The 24338-nt window shown below is 67.8% G+C and carries 18 protein-coding genes; 12 read left to right on the plus strand and 6 right to left on the minus strand.

The window, feature by feature from the left end:
* Positions 1 to 36: 36 nt before the first annotated feature.
* Complete coding sequence (locus tag FY251_RS12570) at positions 37 to 483, minus strand: DUF2240 family protein (protein ID WP_148415187.1); 447 nt, start codon at positions 481 to 483, stop codon at positions 37 to 39.
* 129 nt (positions 484 to 612) lie between these two features.
* Here FY251_RS12570 and FY251_RS12575 point away from each other — a divergent pair, with 129 nt between their 5' ends.
* Positions 613 to 990: a 30S ribosomal protein S8e gene (locus FY251_RS12575; protein ID WP_089781610.1), complete on the plus strand. Its 378-nt coding sequence runs from the start codon at positions 613 to 615 to the stop codon at positions 988 to 990.
* 155 nt (positions 991 to 1145) lie between these two features.
* Here the strand turns inward: FY251_RS12575 and FY251_RS12580 are convergent, their stop codons facing one another.
* Positions 1146 to 2147, minus strand: coding sequence for a phosphate uptake regulator PhoU (locus FY251_RS12580; protein WP_089781608.1), 1002 nt, complete (start codon positions 2145 to 2147; stop codon positions 1146 to 1148).
* Positions 2148 to 2492: 345 nt separating this feature from the next.
* On the opposite strand from FY251_RS12580, the gene FY251_RS12585 reads away from it, so the two are divergent.
* From FY251_RS12585 to phoU, 5 genes are all read left to right on the plus strand, one after another.
* A complete protein-coding gene (locus FY251_RS12585; protein ID WP_148415188.1) occupies positions 2493 to 3548 on the plus strand; it encodes a PstS family phosphate ABC transporter substrate-binding protein in 1056 nt (351 codons plus the stop codon).
* A gap of 63 nt (positions 3549 to 3611) precedes the next feature.
* On the plus strand, positions 3612 to 4571 hold the full coding sequence (pstC, locus tag FY251_RS12590) for a phosphate ABC transporter permease subunit PstC (protein ID WP_148415189.1): 960 nt from the start codon (positions 3612 to 3614) through the stop codon (positions 4569 to 4571).
* A 1-nt stretch (position 4572) separates the two neighbouring features.
* Complete coding sequence (gene pstA / locus FY251_RS12595; RefSeq protein ID WP_148415190.1) at positions 4573 to 6201, plus strand: phosphate ABC transporter permease PstA; 1629 nt, start codon at positions 4573 to 4575, stop codon at positions 6199 to 6201.
* A gap of 51 nt (positions 6202 to 6252) precedes the next feature.
* Positions 6253 to 7101 carry a phosphate ABC transporter ATP-binding protein PstB gene (pstB, locus tag FY251_RS12600; RefSeq protein ID WP_089781600.1) on the plus strand — a complete coding sequence of 283 codons (849 nt, stop codon included), beginning with the start codon at positions 6253 to 6255 and terminating at the stop codon, positions 7099 to 7101.
* 176 nt (positions 7102 to 7277) lie between these two features.
* The gene (gene phoU, locus FY251_RS12605; RefSeq protein WP_148415191.1) at positions 7278 to 7958 is read left to right on the plus strand and encodes a phosphate signaling complex protein PhoU; all 681 of its coding nucleotides are present in this window, start codon (positions 7278 to 7280) and stop codon (positions 7956 to 7958) included.
* A 96-nt stretch (positions 7959 to 8054) separates the two neighbouring features.
* Here the strand turns inward: phoU and FY251_RS12610 are convergent, their stop codons facing one another.
* Entirely contained in the window at positions 8055 to 10286 is a 2232-nt protein-coding gene (locus tag FY251_RS12610) for a CDC48 family AAA ATPase (protein WP_148415192.1), read from the minus strand.
* Between the two features lie 193 nt (positions 10287 to 10479).
* Here FY251_RS12610 and larC point away from each other — a divergent pair, with 193 nt between their 5' ends.
* Positions 10480 to 12030, plus strand: coding sequence for a nickel pincer cofactor biosynthesis protein LarC (larC, locus tag FY251_RS12615; protein WP_148415193.1), 1551 nt, complete (start codon positions 10480 to 10482; stop codon positions 12028 to 12030).
* Between the two features lie 33 nt (positions 12031 to 12063).
* Here the strand turns inward: larC and FY251_RS12620 are convergent, their stop codons facing one another.
* A complete protein-coding gene (locus FY251_RS12620; RefSeq protein WP_148415194.1) occupies positions 12064 to 12609 on the minus strand; it encodes a hypothetical protein in 546 nt (181 codons plus the stop codon).
* Positions 12610 to 12791: 182 nt separating this feature from the next.
* On the minus strand, positions 12792 to 13538 hold the full coding sequence (locus tag FY251_RS12625) for a hypothetical protein (RefSeq protein ID WP_148415195.1): 747 nt from the start codon (positions 13536 to 13538) through the stop codon (positions 12792 to 12794).
* A 162-nt stretch (positions 13539 to 13700) separates the two neighbouring features.
* Here FY251_RS12625 and radB point away from each other — a divergent pair, with 162 nt between their 5' ends.
* Positions 13701 to 14390, plus strand: coding sequence for a DNA repair and recombination protein RadB (radB, locus tag FY251_RS12630; protein ID WP_148415196.1), 690 nt, complete (start codon positions 13701 to 13703; stop codon positions 14388 to 14390).
* 107 nt (positions 14391 to 14497) lie between these two features.
* Here the strand turns inward: radB and FY251_RS12635 are convergent, their stop codons facing one another.
* Complete coding sequence (locus FY251_RS12635; protein ID WP_148415197.1) at positions 14498 to 15640, minus strand: CBS domain-containing protein; 1143 nt, start codon at positions 15638 to 15640, stop codon at positions 14498 to 14500.
* Positions 15641 to 16030: 390 nt separating this feature from the next.
* Here FY251_RS12635 and FY251_RS12640 point away from each other — a divergent pair, with 390 nt between their 5' ends.
* Genes FY251_RS12640 through FY251_RS12655 form a run of 4 tightly spaced genes read left to right on the plus strand, consistent with a single transcriptional unit; the run spans position 16031 to position 24291 of the window.
* On the plus strand, positions 16031 to 18265 hold the full coding sequence (locus FY251_RS12640; RefSeq protein WP_148415198.1) for a type II/IV secretion system ATPase subunit: 2235 nt from the start codon (positions 16031 to 16033) through the stop codon (positions 18263 to 18265).
* Complete coding sequence (locus tag FY251_RS12645; protein ID WP_148415199.1) at positions 18255 to 20381, plus strand: type II secretion system F family protein; 2127 nt, start codon at positions 18255 to 18257, stop codon at positions 20379 to 20381. Before FY251_RS12640 ends, FY251_RS12645 begins: the two co-directional genes overlap by 11 nt.
* Positions 20382 to 20385: 4 nt before the next feature.
* A complete protein-coding gene (locus tag FY251_RS12650) occupies positions 20386 to 22557 on the plus strand; it encodes a hypothetical protein (RefSeq protein ID WP_148415200.1) in 2172 nt (723 codons plus the stop codon).
* Positions 22558 to 22560: 3 nt separating this feature from the next.
* Positions 22561 to 24291 carry an Ig-like domain-containing protein gene (locus FY251_RS12655; protein WP_148415201.1) on the plus strand — a complete coding sequence of 577 codons (1731 nt, stop codon included), beginning with the start codon at positions 22561 to 22563 and terminating at the stop codon, positions 24289 to 24291.
* Positions 24292 to 24338: the final 47 nt, after the last annotated feature.

The following is a 24338-nucleotide window of genomic DNA, read 5'->3' on the forward strand; positions in this document are numbered from 1 at the left end:
TTCGCGGTGGGTGTCGACCGAGTGCGGAAAATGGACTTACTCGGCGAGCGACCGCTTTGCTTTCTCGGCCGCGTCGTCGACGTTCACGTCGTTCGCGCGGGCGAAGAGGATCGCGGCGGCCTCGGCGGTGACGCCGAGCCGCGACTGCCGCTCGTTGATGCCGGCGACGGCGGCCTGTTTTTCGATACCGGCGGCGACGCAGGCGTCGAGAACCCGCTCGAACGCCGACTGCTCGCGGAGGACGGAGGCGTCGGGTTCGAACTCCTCGGGAATCTGCACCTCGGCGGGGTCGAACGTCGCGACGACCTCGCCGTCGTCGCGCTCGACGAGGCCGCGGCCCGCGGCGAGGTCGATGAGGCGCTTGGCCTGGTCCGGGGAGAACCAGTCGCGGTCGAGCGACAGGGCGACGACGAACTCGCCCTCGCCGAGGCGGGTCGAGCCGTGTTGCCGGAAGGGGACGGCGACGGTGACGTCGAGACTCATCGGTTCGACGGCGGGCGCGGGCGAACTAAACGGTTTGCGTTGCCATCGCCCCCGAGAGACGTGGTGGCACCCGTCTCCGCCGAGCACCGATTCGAGCGATTCAAGTAGTCACCGAGGTTTTTACCCCGTATGAAGGACCAAGGACGCTCCAAGCGGAAGCGGACCGGCGGTCGGCGCAAGCCGTCCCGAAACAAGAAGCGCTACCAGCTGGGCCGCGAACCCGCCGCCACGACGGTCGGCGAGCCCCGGTTCCAGGTCATCGACTCCCGCGGCAACAACGAGAAGCTCCGCGCCCTCTCGACGAACGTCGCGCAGGTCGCGGACGGTGCCGACGTGACGCAGGCCGACATCGAAGGCGTCGTCGACAACCCGTCGAACGTCAACTACGCCCGCCGGAACATCATCACGAAGGGCTCTATCATCGACACGAGCGCCGGCCGCGCCCGCGTCACCTCCCGCCCCGGTCAGGACGGGCAGGTCAACGCCGTCGCCGTCGACGAAGAGTAAGCTTCTCTCCCCCGCGTCGCCGTTTCGGCGCGGCTCGACCGTTTTCCCCCTGAGCCTCGCGGCCGTCGCTCACGGACAGGGGGTTCGAAGTAGAACGCGAGACTGGACGGTACTGAATCGAATCGCGCGACGAACCGACGCGGCCGGTCGGCCGGTCAGGGCGTCGGCGCGGCCTTCTGGAGCGCCGTCTCGGCGATGTTGCCGCCGTAGTCGGCGCTCCGCGAGACGGAGTCGACGATGAGGCCGAGCAGTTGCGCGCGCGCCGGGTCGAGGTCCCGGAGGAGTTCGTCGATGCCGCGGGCGCTCGCGTCGATGGCCTGGACGGCCTGCCGGGACTCGTTGGCGAGGCGGCTCGCCTCGTCGCTCTCCTCGGCGAACAGCGCGTCCATCCCGCCGTTGACGACCCCTTCGGTCTCCTCGAACAGCTCCCGAATCGCCTCGACGATTTCGTCGCTGACGGGCTCTTCGAAGTTCAACGAGAGGTGGGCGATTTTGGTGGCGTGATCGCCGATGCGCTCCAGCTGCCGGGCCGCGGACTGGTAGTCGAAGCAGATCTCGCGGGGGAGACCCAGCTCCTCGGCGGCCTTCGGGGTCCGGAGCGTCGCCCGGAAGATGCGGGAGACGACCATCCAGAGGCGGTCGACGTCGTCGTCGCGCTGGATGACGTCGCGGGCCATGTCGTCGTCCTTCTCGGCGATGGCCGCGATGGCGTCTTCGAGCATCGAGAGGGCGATGAGCCGCATCCGGGTGACCGCGTTGTGGATGGAGAGTTCCGAGGAGTCGAGCAGGTCGCGGATGACGACCCGGTCGCGCGTCTCTTCGAGCACTTCGAGGCCGACGAGGCTCTGGGTCGCCTCGCGGATGGTCCGGCGCTGGTCGGTCGTGATGCGCGAGCTCTCCAGCGCGATGATGTCGAACCCGCTCACGTACATCGTCATGACGGCGCGCGTGAGCTTGTCGCCTTCGAGGCTCGTGATGTCGAGGGTTCCCTCGGTGCGCTCTTCCTCCGAACGGGGCGTGAGGAACAGCGAGTCGCCCTCCGGGTAGAACTCGACTTCGCTCCCCGCCGAGACGCCGTTGTCCGTCGCCCAGTCTTTGGGAATCGAGACGGTGTAGGTGGAACCGCCCGTCACCTGCACCTTTCGGGTTTCGACCATGTCCGTGGGTGGTTCTCAATACACAATAAAACTGTCTATCTCTATATATTGGCGTGCTGATTTACGGCACCGACGGGACACGACTCGGTCAGTGCCGGATTCGACGGGGGACTCCGCTCGCTCGGGAGCAACGACGCGACGGGTCCGAAGCGACTCTGTGCCCGAGTTCTTGACGTGTCAGGGAGAACTCGCCCCCGGACCGAGGTCGAATGAGACGAACCGGAGTTTTCGACGGAATCGACCGCCGATTGTCACTCGGTAACAATCGTTGTGGACATACCGGAACGTACCACTATATAGTTGTCATAGCAGGGTATTTACGACAAAATCGGCTCGTCAAAATCGATGACGCGTAACTCGGACAGCGTTCTTTCGCGGCGTAAGTTCCTGATTGCCTCGGGTGCGGCCGGCCTCGCGGGACTCGCCGGGTGTACGGAGAACAACACCGGCGGAGACTCCGATGGCGAGGGCGGTAGCTCCGGCGGCGACTCCGAGGGAACGGACTCGTCGGGCGACGGGAGCGGCGAACTCTCCGGAACCATCGACATCGCCGGCTCCTCGACGGTGTTCCCGCTCGCAACCGCGATGGGTGAGCGCTTCCAGACCGAGCACTCCGAGGTCAATATCAACCTCCAGTCCACCGGGTCCGGTGGCGGCTTCGCGAACTACTTCTGTACGGGGCAGACCGACTTCAACAACGCCTCGCGCCCGATTCAGCCCGACGAGGAGGAACAGTGCGCGAGCAACGACGTGACGCCCGTCGAACTCAAAGTCGCCACCGACGCCCTGACGGTCGTCGTCAACAACGACAACGACTTCATCGGCGAGGGCCTCACCGTCGAACAGCTCCGGACCATCTTCTCGGCCGAGTCGGCCCCGACGACGTGGGCGGACGTCAACTCCGAGTGGCCCGACGAGGAAATCGAGATTTACGGTCCCACCGACGCCTCCGGTACCTACGACTACTTCATCGAGGCCGTCATCGGCGAGGAGGGTTCGGGTCACCGCCAGGACTACTCCGCGACCGAGCAGGACCGCACCATCATCCAGGGCGTCCAGGGCTCCGAGTACGCGATCGGCTATCTCGGCTTCGCGTACTACAGCGAGAGCACCGACGCCGTGCAGGCGGTCCCCATCGAGAACGACGCCGGCGAGTTCGTCGAACCGTCGCTCGACACGGCGCTGTCCGGCGAGTACAACCCGCTTTCCCGCCCGCTTTTCACCTACCCCGCCCGCGAAGCGCTCGCGGAGGACCACATCGCGGCGTTCGCCCGCTACTGGATGGAGAACTCCACTAGCCGCGAAATCGTCGCCAACGAGGTCGGCTACGTCCCGCTCGGCGAGGACGAGCAACAGGAGATGCTCGACACGCTCGACGCCGCCATCGAGGAAGCCAACTAGCCGCTTTCTCGACAGAATCAGCTAACGAAGCGCTTTTTCATACACCACGATTCAATCCAACCAATGAGCACAGATGACCTCGAAACCGACCTCACGCGGAACACGGAGAACGCGCCGCGTGAGCTACTGACGCGGTCGTTCTTCTTCCTGTGCGCGGCGCTGTCCGTCGTGACGACCCTCAGTATCGTCGGGCTCCTCATCACGGAGGCGGCCAAGTTCTTCACGCTGACAGCCCCGCTGATGGGAGTGACGGGGGAGACGGCGTCCGTCGTCGACTTCCTCACCGGAACCACCTGGCAGATACACAGCCAAGAGTTCGGCGTGCTGTCGCTCGTGTCGGCGACGCTGATGGTCACCATCGGGTCGGCCGTCATCGCGCTCCCGCTCGGCGTCGCCACCGCCATCTACCTCAGCGAGTACGCGAGCGCGCAGGCCCGGTCGATTCTCAAACCCGCGCTGGAAATCCTCGCCGGCGTCCCGACGGTCGTATACGGCTTCTTCGCGCTCATCTACATCACGCCGGCGCTGGAAGTCGTCTTCCCCGACATCGGGACGTTCAACATGCTCTCTGCGAGCATCGTCGTCGGCATCATGATCATCCCGATGGTCGCCTCAATCAGCGAGGACGCGATGTCCGCCGTCCCCGACGAACTCCGACAGGCGGGCTACGGTATGGGCGCGACGAAGTTCGACGTGTCGACCGGCATCGTCGTCCCCGCCGCTCTCTCAGGTATCTTCTCTTCTTTCATCCTCGCCATCTCGCGCGCCATCGGCGAGACGATGGCCGTCACCGTCGCCGCGGGCGCGCAGGCGAAGTTCCTCAACCCGCTCAACCCCGCGTCGTACCTCGAAGGCGCGTTGCCCATGACCGCCGCGATGGTCCAGCTTCTCACCGGAGACATCACCGGCGGCGGGCTGGCCTACCGCAGCCTGTTCGCCATCGGTCTCGTGCTCTTCGTCATCACGCTCATCATGAACGTTATCAGCGACTACGTCTCGCGACGCTACCGGGAGGCCTACTGAGATGGCGACCGACACCGAACCCGGCCGCGTCGAAGACTTCGGACAGGTCAGTCGAACCGCCGGAACCGTCTTCCGGTACCTGCTTTTGGGCGCGACGATGTTCGGCATCGTCACGCTCGCCGTCCTCCTCGTCTACGTCGCCAACGACGCGATTCGCCCGCTCACCGCCGACCTCGGTTGGCACCTCACGTTCTTCCTGACGCTCGTCGTCCCCACGGCGGTCGTCGGCGGCTATCTCGCCCGGCGCAACGTGCCGGCGCTCAAACTCGGCGGCATGGTCGTCGGGATGCTCGCCGTCTCCCTGATGTTCAGCGGCGGCGTCGCCATCGTCTTCGTCGACATCATCCCGCCGCTGACCGGCCTCTCGTACGTCATCGGCCTCATCGTTCCGGCGGCGCTCGTCGTCGTCCTGACGAGGTACGAACAGCGGATTCCCTTCACCCTCCGCGTCGCCGTGACCGGGGCCGTCTTCGTCCTCTCGCTCGTCGGCGTCCCGGGCTACTACCACAGCATCCCCGAAATCGTCCGCCAACTCCCCGTGGTCCCCGCCGACTGGATGATTCTGACGCTCGTCCTCGGCGGCGCGGCCGCGGTCGTCGTCGGCCAGTACGTCGCTCGAATCCGCGAGGACACCACGGCCGGCCTCGCCGCGGGCGCGTCCGCGCTCGTTCTGACCGGCCTCGCGGCCGTCGTCGGCCCGACGGTCGGCGTCGACGCGAACGCCGCCGCCGTCGTCACGTCGGTCGCGTTCGTCCCGACGGTCGCCTACGCCGGCGGCGCGGCGGTCACCCGCGAACGGGAGCGAATCGGGCTGGTGCTCGCCGGGGTCGTCATCGGCGGGTCGCTCGTCGGCGCGGTCGCGGTCGACGCGCTCGGCTTCGCCGGCCCGCAGTCGTGGGTCGACTGGCAGTTCCTCACGAGCGCCCACAGCGGGACCGCGGAGAACGCCGGTCTCTACCCGGCCATCGGCGGCTCCATCCTACTGATGGCGACGGTCGCCGCCCTCTCGTTCCCGCTCGGCGTCGGCGCGGCGGTGTACCTCGAAGAGTACGCCCCCGACAACGCCTTCACCCGATTCGTCGACGTGAACATCTCGAACCTCGCCGGCGTCCCCTCGGTCGTCTACGGCCTGCTCGGGCTCGGCGTGTTCGTCACCTACCTCGGCCAGCCCACGGGGACGGTCATCATCGGCGGCGCGACGCTCGCGCTCCTCATCCTGCCCATCGTCATCATCTCCTCGCGCGAGGCGATTCGCGCGGTGCCCGGCGACATGCGGCAGGCGTCCTACGGCATGGGCGCGACGCGCTGGCAGACCGTGAAGAACGTCGTCCTCCCGGAGGCGTTCCCCGGCATCCTGACCGGGACCATCCTCGCGCTCGGCCGGGCCATCGGCGAGACCGCGCCGCTCATCATGATCGGCGCGCCGAACGTCCTTTTCACCCTACCGACGGAGCTCTCGTCGAAGGTGAGCGCGATGCCCCTGCAGGTGTACGCGTGGTCCAGCCTGTTCGCCAGCGAGGACTTCTACACGAAGGCCGTCCCGGCCGGCGTCGTCGTCCTCCTGGCGGTCCTCCTCGCCATGAACTCCGTCGCCATCGTCCTGCGAAACAAGTTCGAAAGTGGAAACTGAACGTCACCAATGAGCCAAAGAGACAAAGCACCCGAGGGAGAACAGCAAGCCATGAACGGAACAGAGGACCCGACGAACGACGAGATGCTCGTCGAAACCGACGTGAGCGACGGGCTCTCTGCGTCGGCGAACTCGGTGGCCGACAACGCCGAGACCGTCATCAGCTCGGAGGATATCAACGTCTGGTACGGCGACGACCACGCGCTCACCGACATCTCGATGGATATCCCCGAGAACAGCGTGACCGCGATGGTCGGTCCCTCCGGCTGCGGGAAGTCCACGTTCCTCCGCTGTATCAACCGCATGAACGACCTCATCGACGTCGCCCGCGTCGAGGGTCGACTCACGCTCCGCGGTAAGAACGTCTACGACGACGACGTCGACCCCGTCGCGCTCCGCCGCCGCGTCGGCATGGTGTTCCAGAAGCCGAACCCGTTCCCCAAGAGCATCTACGAGAACGTCGTCTACGGCCTGAAGATTCAGGGCATCGACGCCGACTACGACGAGGTCGTCGAGGAGTCGCTCAAGCGCGCCGCCCTCTGGGACGAGGTGAAAGACCGCCTCCACGAGTCCGGGCTCGACCTCTCCGGCGGCCAACAACAGCGCCTCTGTATCGCCCGCGCCATCGCCACCGACCCCGAAGTGCTGCTCATGGACGAGCCCGCGTCGGCGCTCGACCCCGTGGCGACCTCGCAGATCGAAGACCTCGTCGAGGAACTCGCCGAGGACTACACGGTCGTCATCGTCACCCACAACATGCAGCAGGCCGCGCGTATCTCCGACAAGACCGCCGTCTTCCTCACCGGCGGCGAACTCGTCGAGTTCGACGACACCCAGAAAATCTTCGAGAACCCCGAGAGCCAGCGCGTCGAAGACTACATCACCGGCAAGTTCGGATAGCCCCGTCCGCGCTCGCGAACTCCCGGGTCGCTTCTGTGAGACGTTCGATTCACGCCCGCGGAGCGACGCCCGCGTCCCGCCGTCGCGCATTCGACACGGTCGTTCGAGACGGACCGGCGACCCCGACCACCGGAACCATCACAAGGAATTTCACGTCCCCTATCGGAACGTCACGTATGGCCAGAAACACGTACCAATCTCGCCTCAATCAGCTCGAAGAGGACGTGTTGTATCTCAGCGAACTCGTCTCGGAGCGAGTTCGGTACGCCCTCGACGCGCTCGAAGACAAAGACGAGCGGAAGGCCCAGGAGGTCATCGAGGGCGACCACGAGATCAACCGCATCTACCTCGACTTAGAGCAGGACTGCATCGACCTGCTCGCGCTCCAACAGCCCGTCGCGGGCGACCTGCGATTCATCGCGGCGTCGTTCAAGATCATCACCGACCTCGAACGCATCGGCGACCTCGCGACCAACCTCGCGCAGTACGCCATCGACGCCGAAAACGACGTCTACACCGAAGTCGACATCCGCCGCATCGGCGACGCCGCGCTCGACATGGTCGACCAGGCGATGGACGCCTACGAGACCGAGGACACGGACCTCTGTCAGTCCGTGGCGGAGCGCGACGACAGCCTCGACACGATGTGTGACAACGCGTCGCAGAGCATCGTCCGCGACCTCATGAGCGGCGACGACTTCGAGGGCGACGGCGACCTCGACCCCGAAAGCGCCCTCGTCGACGTGCGCCGGCTCCTGCTGACGGTGCGCGACCTCGAACGCATCGGCGACCACGCCGTCAACGTCGCGGCGCGGACGCTCTACATGATAGACAACGACGACTCGCTGCTGTTCTGACGGTCGTCTCACGACGACACGTCGCTGTTCTTCGCGGTGACTGAAAAAGACCGGAACCGGAACCGAAACCGCACCGCCGACGGTCGACCGCCCGGCTTACTGGAAGCCGATGCGGCCGCCGTCGCGGGTGTCGGGCGACAGGCCCTCGCGGGAGCCGCCCTTGAACTGGTCTTGGATGTCCTCGTAGTAGCGCATCAGTTCCTCGGTGATGGTCGGGCGGACCGACTCCATCGCCTTGCGGAAGTGGCGCATCTCGATTTCCTCGGCGTCGGCGTCCTCGCGGAGCGCCTCGATGGCCGCCTCGCGGCAGATGGATTCGAGGTCGGAGCCGACGTAGCCGTCGGTTATCTCCGCGATTTCGCGGAGGCTCACGTCGGGGGCGAGCGGGCTCTGCTGCGTGTGGATGTCGAGAATCTGCTCGCGGCCCTCCTCTGCGGGCTGGCCGATGAGCACGAGGCGGTCGAACCGCCCCGAGCGGATGAGCGCGGGGTCGATCATGTCCGGGCGGTTCGTCGCCGCGATGACCATGACGTTGCCCGCGTCTTCGAGGCCGTCTAACTCCGTCAGGAGTTGGTTGACGACGCGCTCGGAGACGTTGTTGCCCATGTCGTTGCCGCGGGCGGGGGCGAGCGCGTCAAGCTCGTCGAAGAAGATGATGGTCGGCGAGACCTGCCGCGCCTTGCGGAACGTCTGCCGAATCGCCTTCTCCGACTCGCCGACCCACTTCGACAGCAGCTGCGGGCCGCGCACCGAGATGAAGTTCGCGTTCGTCTCGTTGGCGACGGCCTTCGCTATCAGGGTCTTCCCCGTGCCGGGCGGCCCGTAGAGGAGCACGCCCTTCGGTGCCTCGATGCCCATCCGCTGGAACTTCTCGGGGGTCGTCAGCGGCCACTCGACGCTCTCTTGGACCTTCTGTTTGGGCCCTTCGAGCCCGCCGACGTCGTTCCACGTGACCTTCGGAATCTCGACGAGCACCTCGCGCATCGCCGAGGGTTCGACCTCGCCGAGCGCGCCGCCGAAGTCGTCGTTCTTGACGACCATGCGGTCGATGAGGCTCGGCGGGATGTCCTCCCTGTCGAGGTCGATTTCGGGGAGGTAGCGCCGCAGCGCCTTCATCGCGGCCTCCTTGGTCAGCGCCTCGATGTCCGCGCCGACGAAGCCGTGGGTGTCGTCGGCGAGGTCGTCGAGGTCCACGTCGTCCGAAAGCGGCATCCCGCGGGTGTGGATCTGGAGAATTTCCTTGCGGCCCTCCTCGTCGGGCACGCCGATTTCGATTTCGCGGTCGAACCGACCGGGACGGCGGAGCGCGGGGTCCACCGAGTCGACGCGGTTCGTCGCCGCGATGACGATGACCTGTCCGCGGGCTTCGAGCCCGTCCATCATTGTCAAGAGTTGGGCGACGACCCGGCGTTCGACCTCGCCGGTCACGTCCTCGCGCTTGGGCGCGATGGAGTCGAGTTCGTCGATGAAGATGATGCTCGGCGACTCCTCTTTGGCGTCCTCGAATATCTCGCGGAGCTGTTGTTCGGACTCGCCGTAGTACTTCGAGATGATCTCCGGCCCTGCGATAGAGAAGAAACTCGCCGACGTCTCGTTGGCGACCGCGCGGGCGAGAAGCGTCTTCCCGGTGCCCGGCGGCCCGTGGAGCAACACCCCCTGCGGGGGCTCGATGCCCAGTTTCTTGAATATCTGGGGGTGTTTCATCGGCAGTTCGACCATCTCGCGGACGCGCTGAATCTCGTTGGTCAGCCCGCCGATGTCCTCGTAGGTGATGCCGCCGCCGGCCTTCTCGAAGCCCGAGATGGGCTCCTCGCGGAGTTCGACGTCGGTGTCCTCAGTGACGAGGACGACGCCGTCGGGCTTCGTCTCGACGGCGATGAGCGGAATCGCCTGTCCGGGCGACCGCATAAACGGGTGGTTCGTGCTCGACATCACCGGGACGATGTCGCGTTCGACCACGGGCCGCTTGAGAATCTGCCGTTTGACCATGCCGGCCGCGTCGGACCCGAACTGCACGCTCGCCTCCTCCGGCGGCGCAAGCACGAGTTTGTCGGCCTTCGTGGCCTCTGCCTTGCGGATGGTGACCCGCTCGCCGATACTCACGTCGGCGTTCTGCCGGGTGAACCCGTCGATGCGGACCGTATCCGTGTTCCAGTCCTGCCGGTCTGCCCGCCACACCTTCGCGGCGGTCGTCTTCCCTCCCTCTATCTCGATGATGTCTCCCGGCGAGAGCTTGAGATGGAGCAAGGTGTCCGGATCAAGACGGGCGATGCCGCGCCCCGAGTCGTTCGGGTACGCTTTCGCCACTTCGAGTTGGACTTCGTTCATGATTACCTCGCGGGGATGCTGATACCTGTGAGAGGCCATCGGATAAGTCCTTCCCCGGTCGGCCCGAGGCACCGTCCTCTCGTGGTTACAGCCTAGCACACCGTAGGGCGGGCCGCTACTAATCCCTACCGACTGGACAGGTGACGGCGCGTCGATGGCCGGCGTTTTTACGCTCGAACACGACGGTTCACGCATGCGACTCCTCGCGTTCGACGGCCGGATGGGTGCCAGCGGCGACATGCTTCTCGGCGCGCTCGTCGCCGCCGGTGCCGACCAGTCCGTCCTCTCGCCCGTCGAAGACGCCCTCGACGTGACCTACCGCGTCCACGAGGTCGACAAAAACGGCATCCTCGCCACCAAGGTGGACGTGCTCCTCCCGGAGGCCGACGGGGGCGACCCCCGCGGCGAGGGCCACGGCGACGACCACCGACACCAGCCCGAACCCGAGAGCGGCGACGGCGACGAGGACGACGGGCGTGGCGGGGGTGGCGTCGACGCCGAGCACAGCCACCAGCACCAGTACCGCCGGCACGACCACGCTCGCGACGAGGAGCACACACACCACCGCGACGACGGCAACGAGCATTCGCACGACCACGGCCACTCCCACTCGCACGACCACGGCCACCCGCACACTCACGACGACCATCACCACCACGAGCATTCGCACACTCGCGACGGCCACACCCACGCCGAGGGCCACGGCCCGCACCGGACCTTTCCCGAGGTCGTCGACCTCGTCGAGTCGATGGACCTCCCCGCGGGCGTGGTCGAAGACGCGACGGCCATCTTCCGCGTGCTCGGCGAGGCCGAGGCCGAGGTCCACGGCACCGACCTCGACGCGACGCACTTCCACGAGGTCGGCGCGGACGACGCTGTCGCCGACGTGGTCGGGGTCTGTCTCCTCCTCGACGACCTCGACGTGGACCGGGTCGTCACCGGCCCGGTCGCCGTCGGCGGCGGCGAGGCCGAGATGAGCCACGGAACCTACCCGGTCCCCGCGCCCGCCGTGGTCAACATCGCCGCGGCGGCCGACTGGTCGGTCCGCGGCGGTCCCGTCGAATCCGAACTGCTCACTCCCACGGGCGCGGCCATCCTCGCGCACCTCGCCGAGGGCGTCGAGACGCTGCCGTCGATGTCGGTCGAGTCGTCCGGTTACGGGGCCGGCGGCCGGGGGTTCCCCGACCACCCCAACGTTCTCCGCGCCGTCGTCGGTGACGGCGGCTCGCGGCTCGTCCGCGACGATATCTCCGTCCTCGAAACGAACCTCGACGACGCCACGCCCGAGGTCCTCGGCGGGCTACAGGAGACCCTGACGGACGCCGGCGCGCGCGACGTGACCATCGTCCCGACGACGATGAAGAAGTCCCGGCCCGGCCACCTCGTCAAGGCCGTCGTCAAGCCGGAGGACGCCGAGCGCGTCGCCTACCGCCTCGCGGTCGAGACCGGCACGCTCGGCGTCCGCGAGCACGGCGCGGGCCACCGCTGGACCGCCCGCCGCGAGTTCGAGACCGCGACGCTCGACATCGACGGCGACGACTACGAGGTGAGCGTCAAGGTCGGAAGCGACGCCGACGGCGTCGTCTACGACCGAAGCGCCGAGTACGACGACGCGCTGGCGGTGGCGAAAGAGACGGGGCTTCCGGTCCGAGAGGTCATGCGCCGCGCCGTCGACGCGGTGGCGTCGGCCGACGCGGCGGTTACCGGGTCCGACTCCGACTCAGACGACTCGAACGGGCAGTAAAATAGACGAACCGCCGCGGCTATCGACGCCGGGTCACGCGTCCTTTTCGTTGAACTGCGGCCGGGAGTTGAACGGCGCGAACGTCCCCGCGGGGTTGTTCACGTGGACCCACGCGTGGAGGCCCCAGTGTCCCGCCGCAAAGCCCCACATGCCGTCGTCGCCGTCGCCGTGGAACGGGTCCGGGAACGAGCCGGTGTACGTCTCTCCCTCGTCGAACAGGTACTCCACCGCGCCGAGGACGAGCGTTTCCCTGCCGTTGCCCTCGTTTTTCCCGTAGACGAGCGCGGCGGGCTTGGTGATATCGACCTCGTCGTCGTCGTTCTCGATGACGTAGTTCTCGTTCACGTAGTGGTAGCCCATGCCCGGCACGAACGGACTGCCGAGGACGTAGCCGTCCGCGATTGCCTTCCGAACGTCGGCGTACTTGGACGTGGCCGCCCGAACCGACGCGAGTTCGCGCTGGAGCGCCCCGCCGTGGGCCGCCGCGGGCGCGGCGAACGCGCCGACCGAGAGCGCGCCGGCGCCGAGTGCCTTCAGATACGTCCGTCGCCCGAGTTCGGGGGTGCGTGATGTGCTCATGCGACACGGAATACGCACCGGGAGAACGTAGGTATGAATCGGGCACGGTGCGTCTCATAAACTGAGAGCCGCGTTAAGACCGTTCTTTCCCCGCCGACCACTCGGAACGCGGGGCTCTCTCTCGGTCGCGTAGCGGGGCGTTAGGCGGGCGTTAACGGCATCGAAACCGCCGACGTGGACGCTCATTCCTCGCGCGAACGGTGTTCGTCCAGCGCCTCGTCGATACTCAGTTCCCCGCCGGCGACGCGGCGCGCGAGGCCGTCGTCGATGGTGCGGTTGTCGGCCGACGCCTCCCGCGACCGAGCTTTGATGCGCGTGAGTTCGCCCTCGGTCGGCTCTATCTCGCGGGACTCGATGCGCTCGCCGTCCCGGCGGGCGATGTTCACCGCGGCGAGCACGTCGCCCATGCCGCGCGCGCCGCTTCCGAGGTAGGGCGTCGTCCCGGTCTCGTCGACGAGTTCGACCGCGACGCCGTCGAGTTCGTTGATGAGCTTCGCGCCCTGCAGACGCGCGCCGTCGCCGATGCGGACCACGGGGTCGACCGCGTCGTCGGTCTCCTCTCGGATGACGTCGACGGCGTCCGAAAGCGGGACGTGGAACGCGGCGACGACCGTCTCGCCCGAGAGGACGGCGATGCCCGGTCTGGTTCCGGGGTCCACGCCGACGACGGTCCGTCCGCCGTCGCCGCGGAGGCTGGCGAGCGCCTCGTCGACGGCGCGGCGCACGTCGTCGCCGGTCGCGGTCACGCGGGTCACGGTTCCGTCTGCCCCCGTGCCGTCGAGGTCGTCGTCGGGGCCGGTGAGGAGCACCCGGGCCCGCTCGGGCAGGGGGTCGCCCGGCTCGACGGTCGTAAACGTGACACCTCGGCTCCGGAGTTCGGACACGGCCTCGTGGTAGAGGTCGAAATCGGCGGTGGCGACGACTATCACGGAGGTCCCTTGGCGACGGCGACGAATAAAGCGTCGTGCGCGAGTCGCCGTGGCGGCCGCGGACCGGCGTCGAGGCGGCGGTCGGTCGCGCGACTGCGAGTGCCCCCGAGACCGTCCGCGGCGACCGGGGTCTTTTTCGGCCGGTGGCACCCACCACCTGACGTGACAGAGTCAGTCTCCACCGGCTGTGACGCGCTCGACGACCTCCTCGACGGCGGGTTCGAACGCGGCACCGTCACGCAGGTGTACGGTCCCTCCGCGGCCGGCAAGACGAACGTCGCGCTCTCGGCGGCGGTCCGGGTCGCCGCCGCGGGCGGCACCGTCGTCTACATCGACACCGAGGGCCTGTCGGTCGACCGCTTCCAGCAGCTCGCGGAGGCGGTCGCCCCCGAGGACGTGGAGTCTGTGACCTCGCGGCTGATGATAAGCGAGGCGTACGACTTCGAGGACCAAGAACAGGCCGTCCGCGACGCCGAAGAGTTCGCCGCCAGCGCCGACCTCATCGTCCTCGATTCGGCGACCGGTTTCTACCGGCTGGAACGGACCGCCGAGGGCGACGGCGGCGAGGCGCTCCGCCGGGTGGCACGGCAGGTCACGCACCTGCTGTCGCTCGCGCGCAAACACGACCTCGCGGTCGTCCTGACGAATCAGGTGTACGCCGACCCCGACACCGACCGGACGCGCGCGCTCGGCGGCCACACCCTCGAACACTGGACCGGCACCGTCGTCCGCCTCGACCGCTTCCGCGGCGGCAACCGCCGGGCGACGCTCGAAAAACATCGCGCGAAACCCGCCGGGGAGACGGCGACGTTCAAGATAACGGACCGCGGGCTCTCCGCGTCTGACGTGTAGAAAAAGGGTCGACGCGGCCGGGCGGACGCCCCGGCCGAATCCCGCTCCTGTGTTCGATTTCCGTTTCAGCTCGGGCGTTCGGTGTGCGCCCCGGCGACTCGGCGGCGTTACAGCTCGTTGAGCTTGCGGAGGAGCTGGCCGCGGTAGCGCTCGTCGGCCTCGAAGCCCTTGACTTCGAGCACGTTGCGTTCGAGCTTGTCGAGCGCGACGTGGAACGCGTGTTCCGCGCCGTAGCCCTCGCCGCTGCCGGCCAGTTGGCCGTGGCTCGTGCGGAGCCGAATCTGGCACTGGATGAGCGGCGTGCCGCGGAGCTTCTCCTTGTGCTCGTGGAAGCGGACGTGGGCGTGGAGCACGCTCATCCGCTGGTACTTGTCCGCGACCTCGGTGATAGCCGAGTTGATATCGGCGCGGCTCAGCGTTTCGAGGAGGCCGATGTTCGTGACCTGCACGTCCATCTGCTCCTCTTCGGTGTAGGTGAGCGCGCGGAGCACGTCGGTTTTGGTCACCACGCCGAGGACTTCGCCGTCGTCGTCGGCCGGCGTGACGACGAGGCCGGCGATGTCGTTTTCCAGCATGCGCGCGACCGCGTCGCGGACGCTCTCGTCGGGCGTCGCCGTGCGCGCCGGGCTGGTCATGAGGTCGTAGACCGGGAGGTCGAGCATGCGGTCGGTGTCGCCGCGGCGGTCCTGTTTGCCCTGCCGACCCTCGTCGCGCACCATGAACTCGACGAGGTCGTAGGTGGTCAGGATACCCGCGAGGCGGCCCTCGTCGTTGACGACCGGGAGCCGCGAGACGCCGTGTTCGCGGAGGCGGTTGATGGCCTGCCCGAGGTGGTCGCGCTCGCCGACGGTGATCACGTCGTCGGTGTAAATCTGCTCGACGGTCAGCGCGTCGAGGTTGTCGAGGACGGCTTCGAGGATGGCGTCCTGCGTGATGATGCCGTACTGTTTTTCGCCCTCGTAGACCGGCGCGACCTTCGTGTCGCCCTCGACGAGCATGCGAGCGACCTCGCGCACGTTCTCGTGACGGTCTATCTTGGGGACGGCCTTCGTCAGCGCGGCCGCTTTGGTGCTGTCTTCGACGTGCGAGTTGATGAGCTGTTTCTCACCGATGACGCCCGCGTACTCGCCGTCGTCCTGGACGATGATGCCCTTAGGGTTTTCCCGCTCGAAGATGGAGCGGACTTTGCCTAATCGCTCGTCAACGTCGACCTCGATGAAATCAGGAGTGGCGATATCAGCAATATCCATAATACATCCTTACATACAACGCCTCGTCTCTTGAAGGTTCGTCCCGTTTCCACCCGCTAGGAAGGACCGAAATCGCAAGGCCACGACGGGACTGAAGGGGCGAATTCCGCCGGCAGACGGCCTATGACCATTGTTAACACTCACATTTCGATGAATGTCGCCGTTTCTCGCCGACGCGTCGGCCGGGGGCACCGTCCGCGAGGGACAGTACTCTCAGTTGGTTGTCAGCCGTTGCCGGGTCGTTCCGGGGGCGTGTCGGTCTAACTTCCCCGCCGAGACCGAACCAGTTAGATTCCTGAATCCGGCGGTAGTTCGGGCCTAACCCGCCGAGTTCGGACATCTAGTCGCTCCATACTTACAGCCGTTCCTACCGTTCAGTATTTCCAGAGAATGGCGTCTCCTGACAAGAACTCCCAGACTGACCGCCGCGATGGCGAAGAATCGTTCCGAGCAGACGGTGGCACCGCCGAACTGGTCCCCACGACCGGTCCGGAGGCGATGGCCGCCCGCGCGAGTGAACTTCCGGTCCCCGCGTCGGACCGCATCGAGTACGGCCCCGCCGACCCCGTCGAAGGCGAGGCGGAAGACGAGGACCGCCCGGAAACGCTCCGGGAGGCCGTCCTCCGCGAGGTGAAGGCGTTCTTCGCCGAAATCGACGACGAGACGGCGTTCGCGCCCGCGCCCTCCGAGGCGTTCATCGAAGACAGGTTCTTCGACTTCGCGTTCCTCGAAGGCGTCGAGGCCGTCGAACACTACTGGGTGAACAAGCCCTTCGCGTTCGTCTCCATCCTGTACGACCACGAGAAGCGCGAACACCGGTACCACGTGAGCGAGCCGCGCCTCGACGCCTTCGAGGACTTCGTGCGCGAGGACCTGACGAAGATTCTGCGCAACAGCCTCCTGTACCGCGACCTCGACGCCGACGGCGACCGCGAGGACGTCTTCGACGACGAGGCCCGCGAGATAATCACCGAACACGCCGCGACGGTCGAAGACGGGTCGCTCTGGAAGCTGTTTTACTTCCTGCTCCGCGACTTCATCCACTTCGGCCGCATCGACCCCGTGATGCGCGACCCCGGCATCGAGGACATCTCCTGCGACGGCGACGACGTGCCCGTCTACGTCTTCCACAGCGTCTACCGGGACGTGCCGACGAACGTCGTCTTCGACGACGGCGACCTCTCGTCGTTCACCATCCGCCTCGCGCAGCGCGCGGGCAAGCAGGTGACCGTCTCCGACCCGCTCGTCGACGCGAGCCTCCCGGACGGCTCCCGCGTCCAGTTGACCCTCGGCTCCGACATCGCCACCCGCGGGTCGAACTTCACCATCCGGAAGTTCTCGGACGTGCCGCTGTCGCCGGTCGACCTCGTGCGCTGGAACACCTTCAGCGTCGAGCAGATGGCGTACTTCTGGCTCGCCATCGAGAACAACCGCTCTCTCATCTTCGCGGGCGGCACGGGCTCCGGGAAGACCACCTCGATGAACGCGGTGTCGTTCTTCGTCCCCGGCCACGCGAAAGTCGTCTCCATCGAGGACACCCGCGAAATCACGCTCCCGCACGACAACTGGATTCAGTCGGTCACCCGCGACACGTTCACGGCCGACGGCCGCGGCGAGGTGTCGATGTACGCGCTCCTGCAGGCCGCGCTCCGCCAGCGCCCCGAGTACCTGCTGGTCGGCGAGATTCGCACCGAAGAGCGCGTCGCCCTGACGTTCTTCCACTCCATCGCCACGGGCCACACCGCGTACACGACGTTCCACGCCGACTCCTCGGAGGGCGTGGTCCACCGCATGCGCAACGAGCCCCTCGGCGTGCCCGCCCAGATGCTCTCGGACCTCGACATCATCTCGGTCCAAAAGCAGATTCACCTCGACGGCGACCGGACCCGCCGGAACATCGCCGTCACCGAAATCGCCGGCGTCGACGACGACGGCGAGGTCGAACTCCGCGACGTGTTCAAGCGCAACCCCGAGAACGACGCCCACGAGCGCGTCGGCGACTCGGTCGTCCTCGACGAAATCGCCGCCGAGCGCGGCTGGACGAAGGCCGACCTCAAGTACGAACTCGACGTTCGCGCCGACGTGCTCCGGTACATCGCCGCCTCGGGCGTCGACGACTACCTGACCGTCTCGGCGATGATTCGCCGCTTCGAGCGCGACCGCGAGGGGCTCCTCGCGCACGTCTACGCCGAGACCTCGCTGGTCTCCGTCGAAGACGAGGCCGACGAGAGCGACGACCCCGCGGCCGGCGAGAACGCCGCGACCGACGACCTCGACGACGAAATAGAGGTCTCGCCCGAGACCGAACGGCTCCTCGCGGACCTGTTCGACATCGAGCTAGACGACGCGGACGGCGACGACGCCGACGCCCCCGACGAACCCGGCGACCCCGACGGTGTCGGGACCGACTGGGAAGTCGGCGACGACGCTGATGCCGGCGCAGACGACGCGGAAGCCGATTCCGCTGTCGTCGCAGACGCCGTCGAGTTCGACGATATCGCGGAGGCCGGCCCCGCGCCGGCCGATGACGCCTCGGACGCTTCGGACGCCTCGGATGGCTCGGACGACGTCGAGGCCGACGAACCCGCGACCGACGCCGACCGGGAGGCCGACGATGCCCGCTGACTCGTCGGCGTCGGTTCCCCTGCCCGACTACGAGGTCGAGCAGTACTTCCCGCGCGAACACTTCGACGAGTCGCCCGAGGAGGTCGAGCGACTCCGCCAGCGCTACGGCTACGTCCGCACGTACTTCAAGCGCCACCCGGCGGGCCACCGCGACCTCCAGCGCTGGCTGAACCAGACCCGCGTGGGCACGACCTACGACCTGTATCTCACCCAGTCGGTGAAGCTGGCGGTCGTCACCGCGGCGTTCGGCTCGCTCGTCGGGCTCGCGCTCACGTTCGTCCTCGCCCGCACGGGCGTGTTGGCGAACGCGTCGAGCCCCGTGAGCCTCGGCATCGCGGCGCAGTACGTCGCCCCGCTCACCCCCTACAAGGTGCCCATCCTCGGCGTGGCCCTCGTCGGCCTCGTCGGCGGGTTAGCGGCCGCCGGGACCTACTACGCCCGGTACTACCTCCCCAAGAGCCGCGCCGAGATGCGCGGCCGGAGCATCGACATCCTGCTCCCGCACGCCATCGTCTACATGTACGCGCTCAGCCACGGCGGGATGAGCTTCCTCGAAGTCATCCGCTCGGTCGCCGACGCGCCCGACTACGGCGAGGTGTCCCGCGAGTTCGAGATGATCGCCCGCGACATGGACCTGTTCGGTAACGACCTGTTCACGGCGCTCCGCAACTCCCGGAACCTGACGCCGTCGATCAACTTCGAGCAGTTCCTCGACGACTTGCTTTCGGTCCTCGACTCCGGCGGCGACGTGACCGCCTTCCTCGACCGCGAGTCCGCGACGTACCTCGAAGAGGCCCGCGACGAACAGGAGGACTTCATCGAGACGCTGTCGATGCTCTCTGAGGTGTTCGTCGCCGCGTTCGTCGCCGCGCCGCTCCTGCTCATCGTCACTCTGATGGTCATCAGCTTCCTCGGCGGCGACACCCTCGTCCAACTGTACGCGCTGAACTACCTCATCTTCCCCCTCGGGATGGGGCTGTTCCTGCTCCTCGTGGACGTGCTCTCCTCGCCGTACACCCAGGACACGGTCCGGACGAAACACGACGTGACCGTCCTCGAAGAGATTCGGACGGTCGCGCTCGACTTCCTCGGCGCGGTGCGCCGCGAGGTCCAGCGCGCCCGCGAGGCCCGCTGGGGGAGCGACGGAATCGCCTCCGACGGCGGCGTCGTCGACGAGCGACTCGACGACTACCGCCTCGAAAACGCGGTGTACGAGCTTCGGACGCTCGTCGGCGACCCGCTCGACATCATGCGCCGCCAGCCGTACCTCTCGGCGGCCCTCACGGTTCCCGTCGCGCTCCTGTCGGTCGTCGCGGTCTACGCGCTCGGCCTCGCGACGCCCAGCCTCGACGCGATGCTCACGAACCCGTACAACACGACGGTCTGGTACGTCGTCCTCCCGTTCGCCATCGTGGCGGTCCCGCTGACGGTGTTCCACGAGCTTCGGACCCGCCGCGAGCGCACCCTCGAACGGCGCTTTCCCGACACGCTGAACCTGCTTTCGAGCGCCAACCAGATGGGCATCTCGCTGGTCGAGTCGCTCGCGCTCGTCTCCCGCTGGTCGTCCGGCGCGCTCGCGGACGAACTCCGCGCGCTCCGCAACGACATCCGCTGGAACCACGACGCCCACGCGGCGCTCATGGCGTTCGCCACCCGGCTCAACGTCCCGCAGCTCTCGCGGGTCATCCGGCTCATCGCCAGCGGCGGCCGCACCAGCGGCGACCTCTCGCGCGTCCTCAGCGTCGCCGCCGAAGACACGCGAAACCGCTACAAACTGGAGAAGTCCCGCCGTCGCGCGATGGGCTCGTACATCGCCATCGTCGTCATCGGGTACTTCGTCTACCTGTTCGTCATCCTGATGCTCGGCGCGAGCTACCTCGCCCCCCTCGCCGAGATGACCGCGCCCACGACGGCGTCCAACGGGCAGGCGCTCCCCATCGGTATCGGCTCCGTCCCGCTGGCGAACTTCCACGTGGTGTTCTTCCACTCCGCGCTGATTCAGGCGGTCGGCAGCGGCCTCCTCGCCGGCAAACTCGCCGACAACAGCGCCCTCAGCGGGCTGAAGTACGCCCTCGGACTGTCCGCGCTGGCGCTCGTCGCCTTCGCACTGGTGTAAGGCCATGACTCACAACACTCCCACTCAACACACGCAATCGCCCCGCAGGCACGTACTGCGCGGGCTCGTCGCGGGCGCGGCCCGCCGCGGCTCGCACCTCCGCGGCGACCGCCGCGGGGCCTCGGCCATCCTCGGCACGATGCTCGCGTTCGCGCTCGTCGTCTCGCTCGTCGCCATGGTGCAGGTTTCCGCGGTCCCCGCGTGGAACCAACAGACCGAGTTCGAACACCTCACGGCCGCCGAGACCGACTTCGCCGCGTTCGACGAGAGCGTCTCGAAGGCCGTCGACGGCCGGCAGACCCGCGCGACCCTCGACGCCGGCGTCGACTACCCGACCCGCGCGCTGTTCGTCTCGCCCGCCGCAGGCTCCGGCAGCCTCCGGACGACCGACCCCGCGACGGCCCGCATCTCCGGCGCGGTCGCGACCGGCGAGACCGGCACCTACTGGGACGGCTCCGAACACGCGTTCGACACCCAGCAGTTCGTCTATCGCCCCGACTACCGCTACCTCCAGAGCGAGCCCTCGCTCGTCCACGAGGGGACCGCCCAGTACACCGCCTACGGCGGCGGCGAGGTCGGCGCGACCCAGTCGCTCGTCGACGGCACCAAGGTCTCGCTCGTCTTCCTCGAAGGCGACATCGACACCGCGACGAGCGAGGCGACCACCTTCGGCGTCGTCCCCCTGAGCGCCGGCACCGACTACATCACGGTCACCGACGCGGGCGCGCCCATCACCATCTCGGTCCCCACTCGGCTCTCCGAAGACACGTGGCGCGACCTGCTTGCCGACGAGCCGAACGTCCGGTCTATCTCGTATGCGACCGGCACCGACTACAACACCCTGACGGTCGAACTCGCGCCCGGCAAGACCTACGACCTGCGGCTCTCGCGGGTCGGCATCGACACCCCCGGCGCGCTCCAAGCCCCCGCCTACATCGTCGACGTCGAGGGCGACAACGCCGTCGTCCCGCCGGGTGCGAGCCACCGCGCCGTCGTCGAGGTCCGCGACGCGCAGAACAACCCCGTCCCCAACGCGGTCGTCACGGCCAGCCCCGGCCTGACCGCCGAAAGCGGGCGGGTCGTCGCGCGCGACACCGGAACCGTCTCGACCGTCACCGATTCGGACGGCCGCGCGACGTTCGTCTACACCGCGCCCGGAAGCGTCGACGGCGTCGTCAACGACGAGTTCGACGTGGTCGCCGAGGACGCCGCGGGCGCGACCGTCGACCGCGTGACCTTCGACGTGCAGATTCGCGAGGGCGGGGTCACCGACCCGCTCCGCGGGCTCGTGGCCGCCGTCGACGACCCCGGCTTCGTCTACGCGGACGTCGACGGCAACGGCGAGTTCGACGGCGCGGACTACCGCGTCAACGACACCGGCACGGGCGGCGACGTGAAGTACGACGCCGGCACCGACCGACTCGTCGTCCCGCCGAGCACCGGGGCCATCGTCTCCGACCGCGACATCGACCTCGCGGGCGACGGCGTCTCGCTCCACGTCGATGTCGTCGCCACCGGCTCGAACAGCCGGATCGACATCGACGCCGGAAGCGGCTCGCTGGCCGCTGTCGGCGTCAGCGTCACCTCGGTGTCGGGGAAGGACATCACCGTGACCGCGGGCGACGAAATCGACCTCTCGGGCGCGTCGGTCACGCAGGGAAGCAAAGCCGGCCTCTCCATCGAGGCCGGCGGCGACGTCGACCTCGACAACGCCGGGGTGACGGTCGCACAGGACAGCAACAGCCTCCGCATCGTCTCGACGAACGGCTTCGTCAGCGCCCGGAGCGCCGACATCAGCGGGAAAGGCGACATCCGCATCGACGGCACGGACGGCGTCGACCTCGCCGGAGCCGGCCTCTCTGGGGTCAAGGACAACGGCGCGCTCGAAGTCGCCTCCGCGCGCGGCGGGGTCAACCTCAACGGCGTGGTCATGCTCGGCGACGGCGACATCGTCGTCGACGCCGAGGGCAACGTCTTCGTCGTCGGCGCGAACATCGCCTCGACCAAGACGGACGTGGAGATAACCTCCGACGGCGGGATGGTCAGCGGCCGCGAGGCCGCCATCTCCGCCGAGGACGACGTGGTCATCACCGCGGCGGTCCGCATCTACCTGCCCGACTCCTCTATCGAAGACGAGGACACGCCCGAACTGAACGCGCCCGAGAAGGAGGTCTGAGCCGTGTCTCACCCCTCTCTCGACTCCCGCGGCGTCTCGGAAATCCTCGGGCTGGTCTTCGCGTTCGGGCTGGTCGTGTCGGTCATCGCGGTGGTCCAACTCGCGGGCACGCCCGTCTGGACCGCCGGCGACGAGGCCGACCACAGCGCCAGCGTCTCGACCGACCTCGCGTCGCTCGACTCGCAGTTCTTCCGGGCCTCCGGCGTCGAGTCCGGCGGCCGCGTCGCGGTCGACTCCGACGTGTCGTACCCCGAGCGCTACCTCGTGGTGTCGCCGCCCGACAGCGTCGGGACGTTCCGGGTCGACGGCGCGGACGCCGTGACGGTCACGGGCGCGTCCGCGGTCGGTCCCGAAGCGGTGTTCTGGGACGGGTCGACCCGAACCTACGCGACCGAGGCCATCGTCTACGAGGCCGACTACGCCGAGCGCGACGAGGCCCGGATGGTGCTCGAAAGCGGCGTTTCGTACCTCGAAACCGACGGGAACCCCGTCGTCCACCGCCAGTCGCTCGTCCGCGGCACGACCGTCACGCTCGTGTTCTTCGAGGGCGACCTCGACGGCCACACGACCGCCGGCGACACCGTGGCGCTCGCGCCCGTCTCCGTCCGCAGCGAGTCGCTGCCGGTGTACAACGCCACCGACCCGGTTCGCATCTCGGTGCCGACCTACCTCTCGGAGGACGCGTGGGTCGACCTCATGGCCGAGGAACCCCACGCGCGGGTCGTCTCCCACGTCGCCAGCGGCGACCACGCGGTCGTCACTATCGAACTCGACGCGGGCGTCCGCTACGACTTCCGCGTCGCCCGCCTCGGCGTCGGCGAGGCCGTCGAACCCGACCCCGCCGCCTACGCTATCGCGGTCGAAGGCGAGGACGCCGCGGTCCCCTCGGGCGGCCGCGAGACGCTCACTGTCCGCGCGTTCGACCGCTACGGCGCGCCCGCCGCGGGCGCGACGCTGACCGCCACCTCGCCGACGCCGCTCGGCGGCACCGTCGCCCCCGTCGACGGGGCGACCGCCGTCACCGACGAGTCGGGCCGCGCGAGTTTCACCTACACCGCGCCCGCCGGCGTGACCGAAATCGAACACGATACCGTCACCGTCGCCCTCGACGGGGCGTCCGGCCCCGGCGCGACGGTCTCCATCCCGCTGGAAGTCCGCGGGATGGGCGAGACCTACGAGGTCAGAAACACCACGCCGTCGACGCCGGAGCCCGAAGACGACTTCAGCATCGACGACGGCGAGGTCGTCCCGTCGAACGCCTTCACGGGCGAGTTCGAACTGCTCGGCAGCGCCATCCGGGACGGTTGGGGCGACGTGCCGGTCTCCGTCACCTTCGTCGCCGACCGCGAGTCGCACCACCCGCGCGACTGGAACAACGTGAACGACCGCCGGTCCCACTCGTTCACCCTGTCTGGCGACGACGGCGACGGACTCTCAATCGTCGCCACCGCCCGGGGCTACGTCAGGGCCGACTCGACGGTCGACCACCGGCAGGTCGCGGTCCTCCGCGACGGCGACCCAGTCCCGGCGATACGAGGCTACAACGGACAGGACGACGTCGCCGAGTTCGTCGCGCCGTACATCAGCGCCGACGGACGAACCATGTCCCTCGCCGACAACCAGGCCATCTTCCTGTTCGAACTCGGGACGACCGACCCGCGGAGCAACGCCTTCGACATGCAGGACGTGGTCATCCTCGTGACCCTCTGGGAAGACGAGGAGGGGGACGACTGAGCGGGCCGACTCCCTCCCGCCGCGCTCGTCAGGAGCGCCGACCCATT

This window comes from Haloferax sp. KTX1, assembly GCF_902410085.1.
GTDB lineage: Archaea > Halobacteriota > Halobacteria > Halobacteriales > Haloferacaceae > Haloferax > Haloferax massiliensis.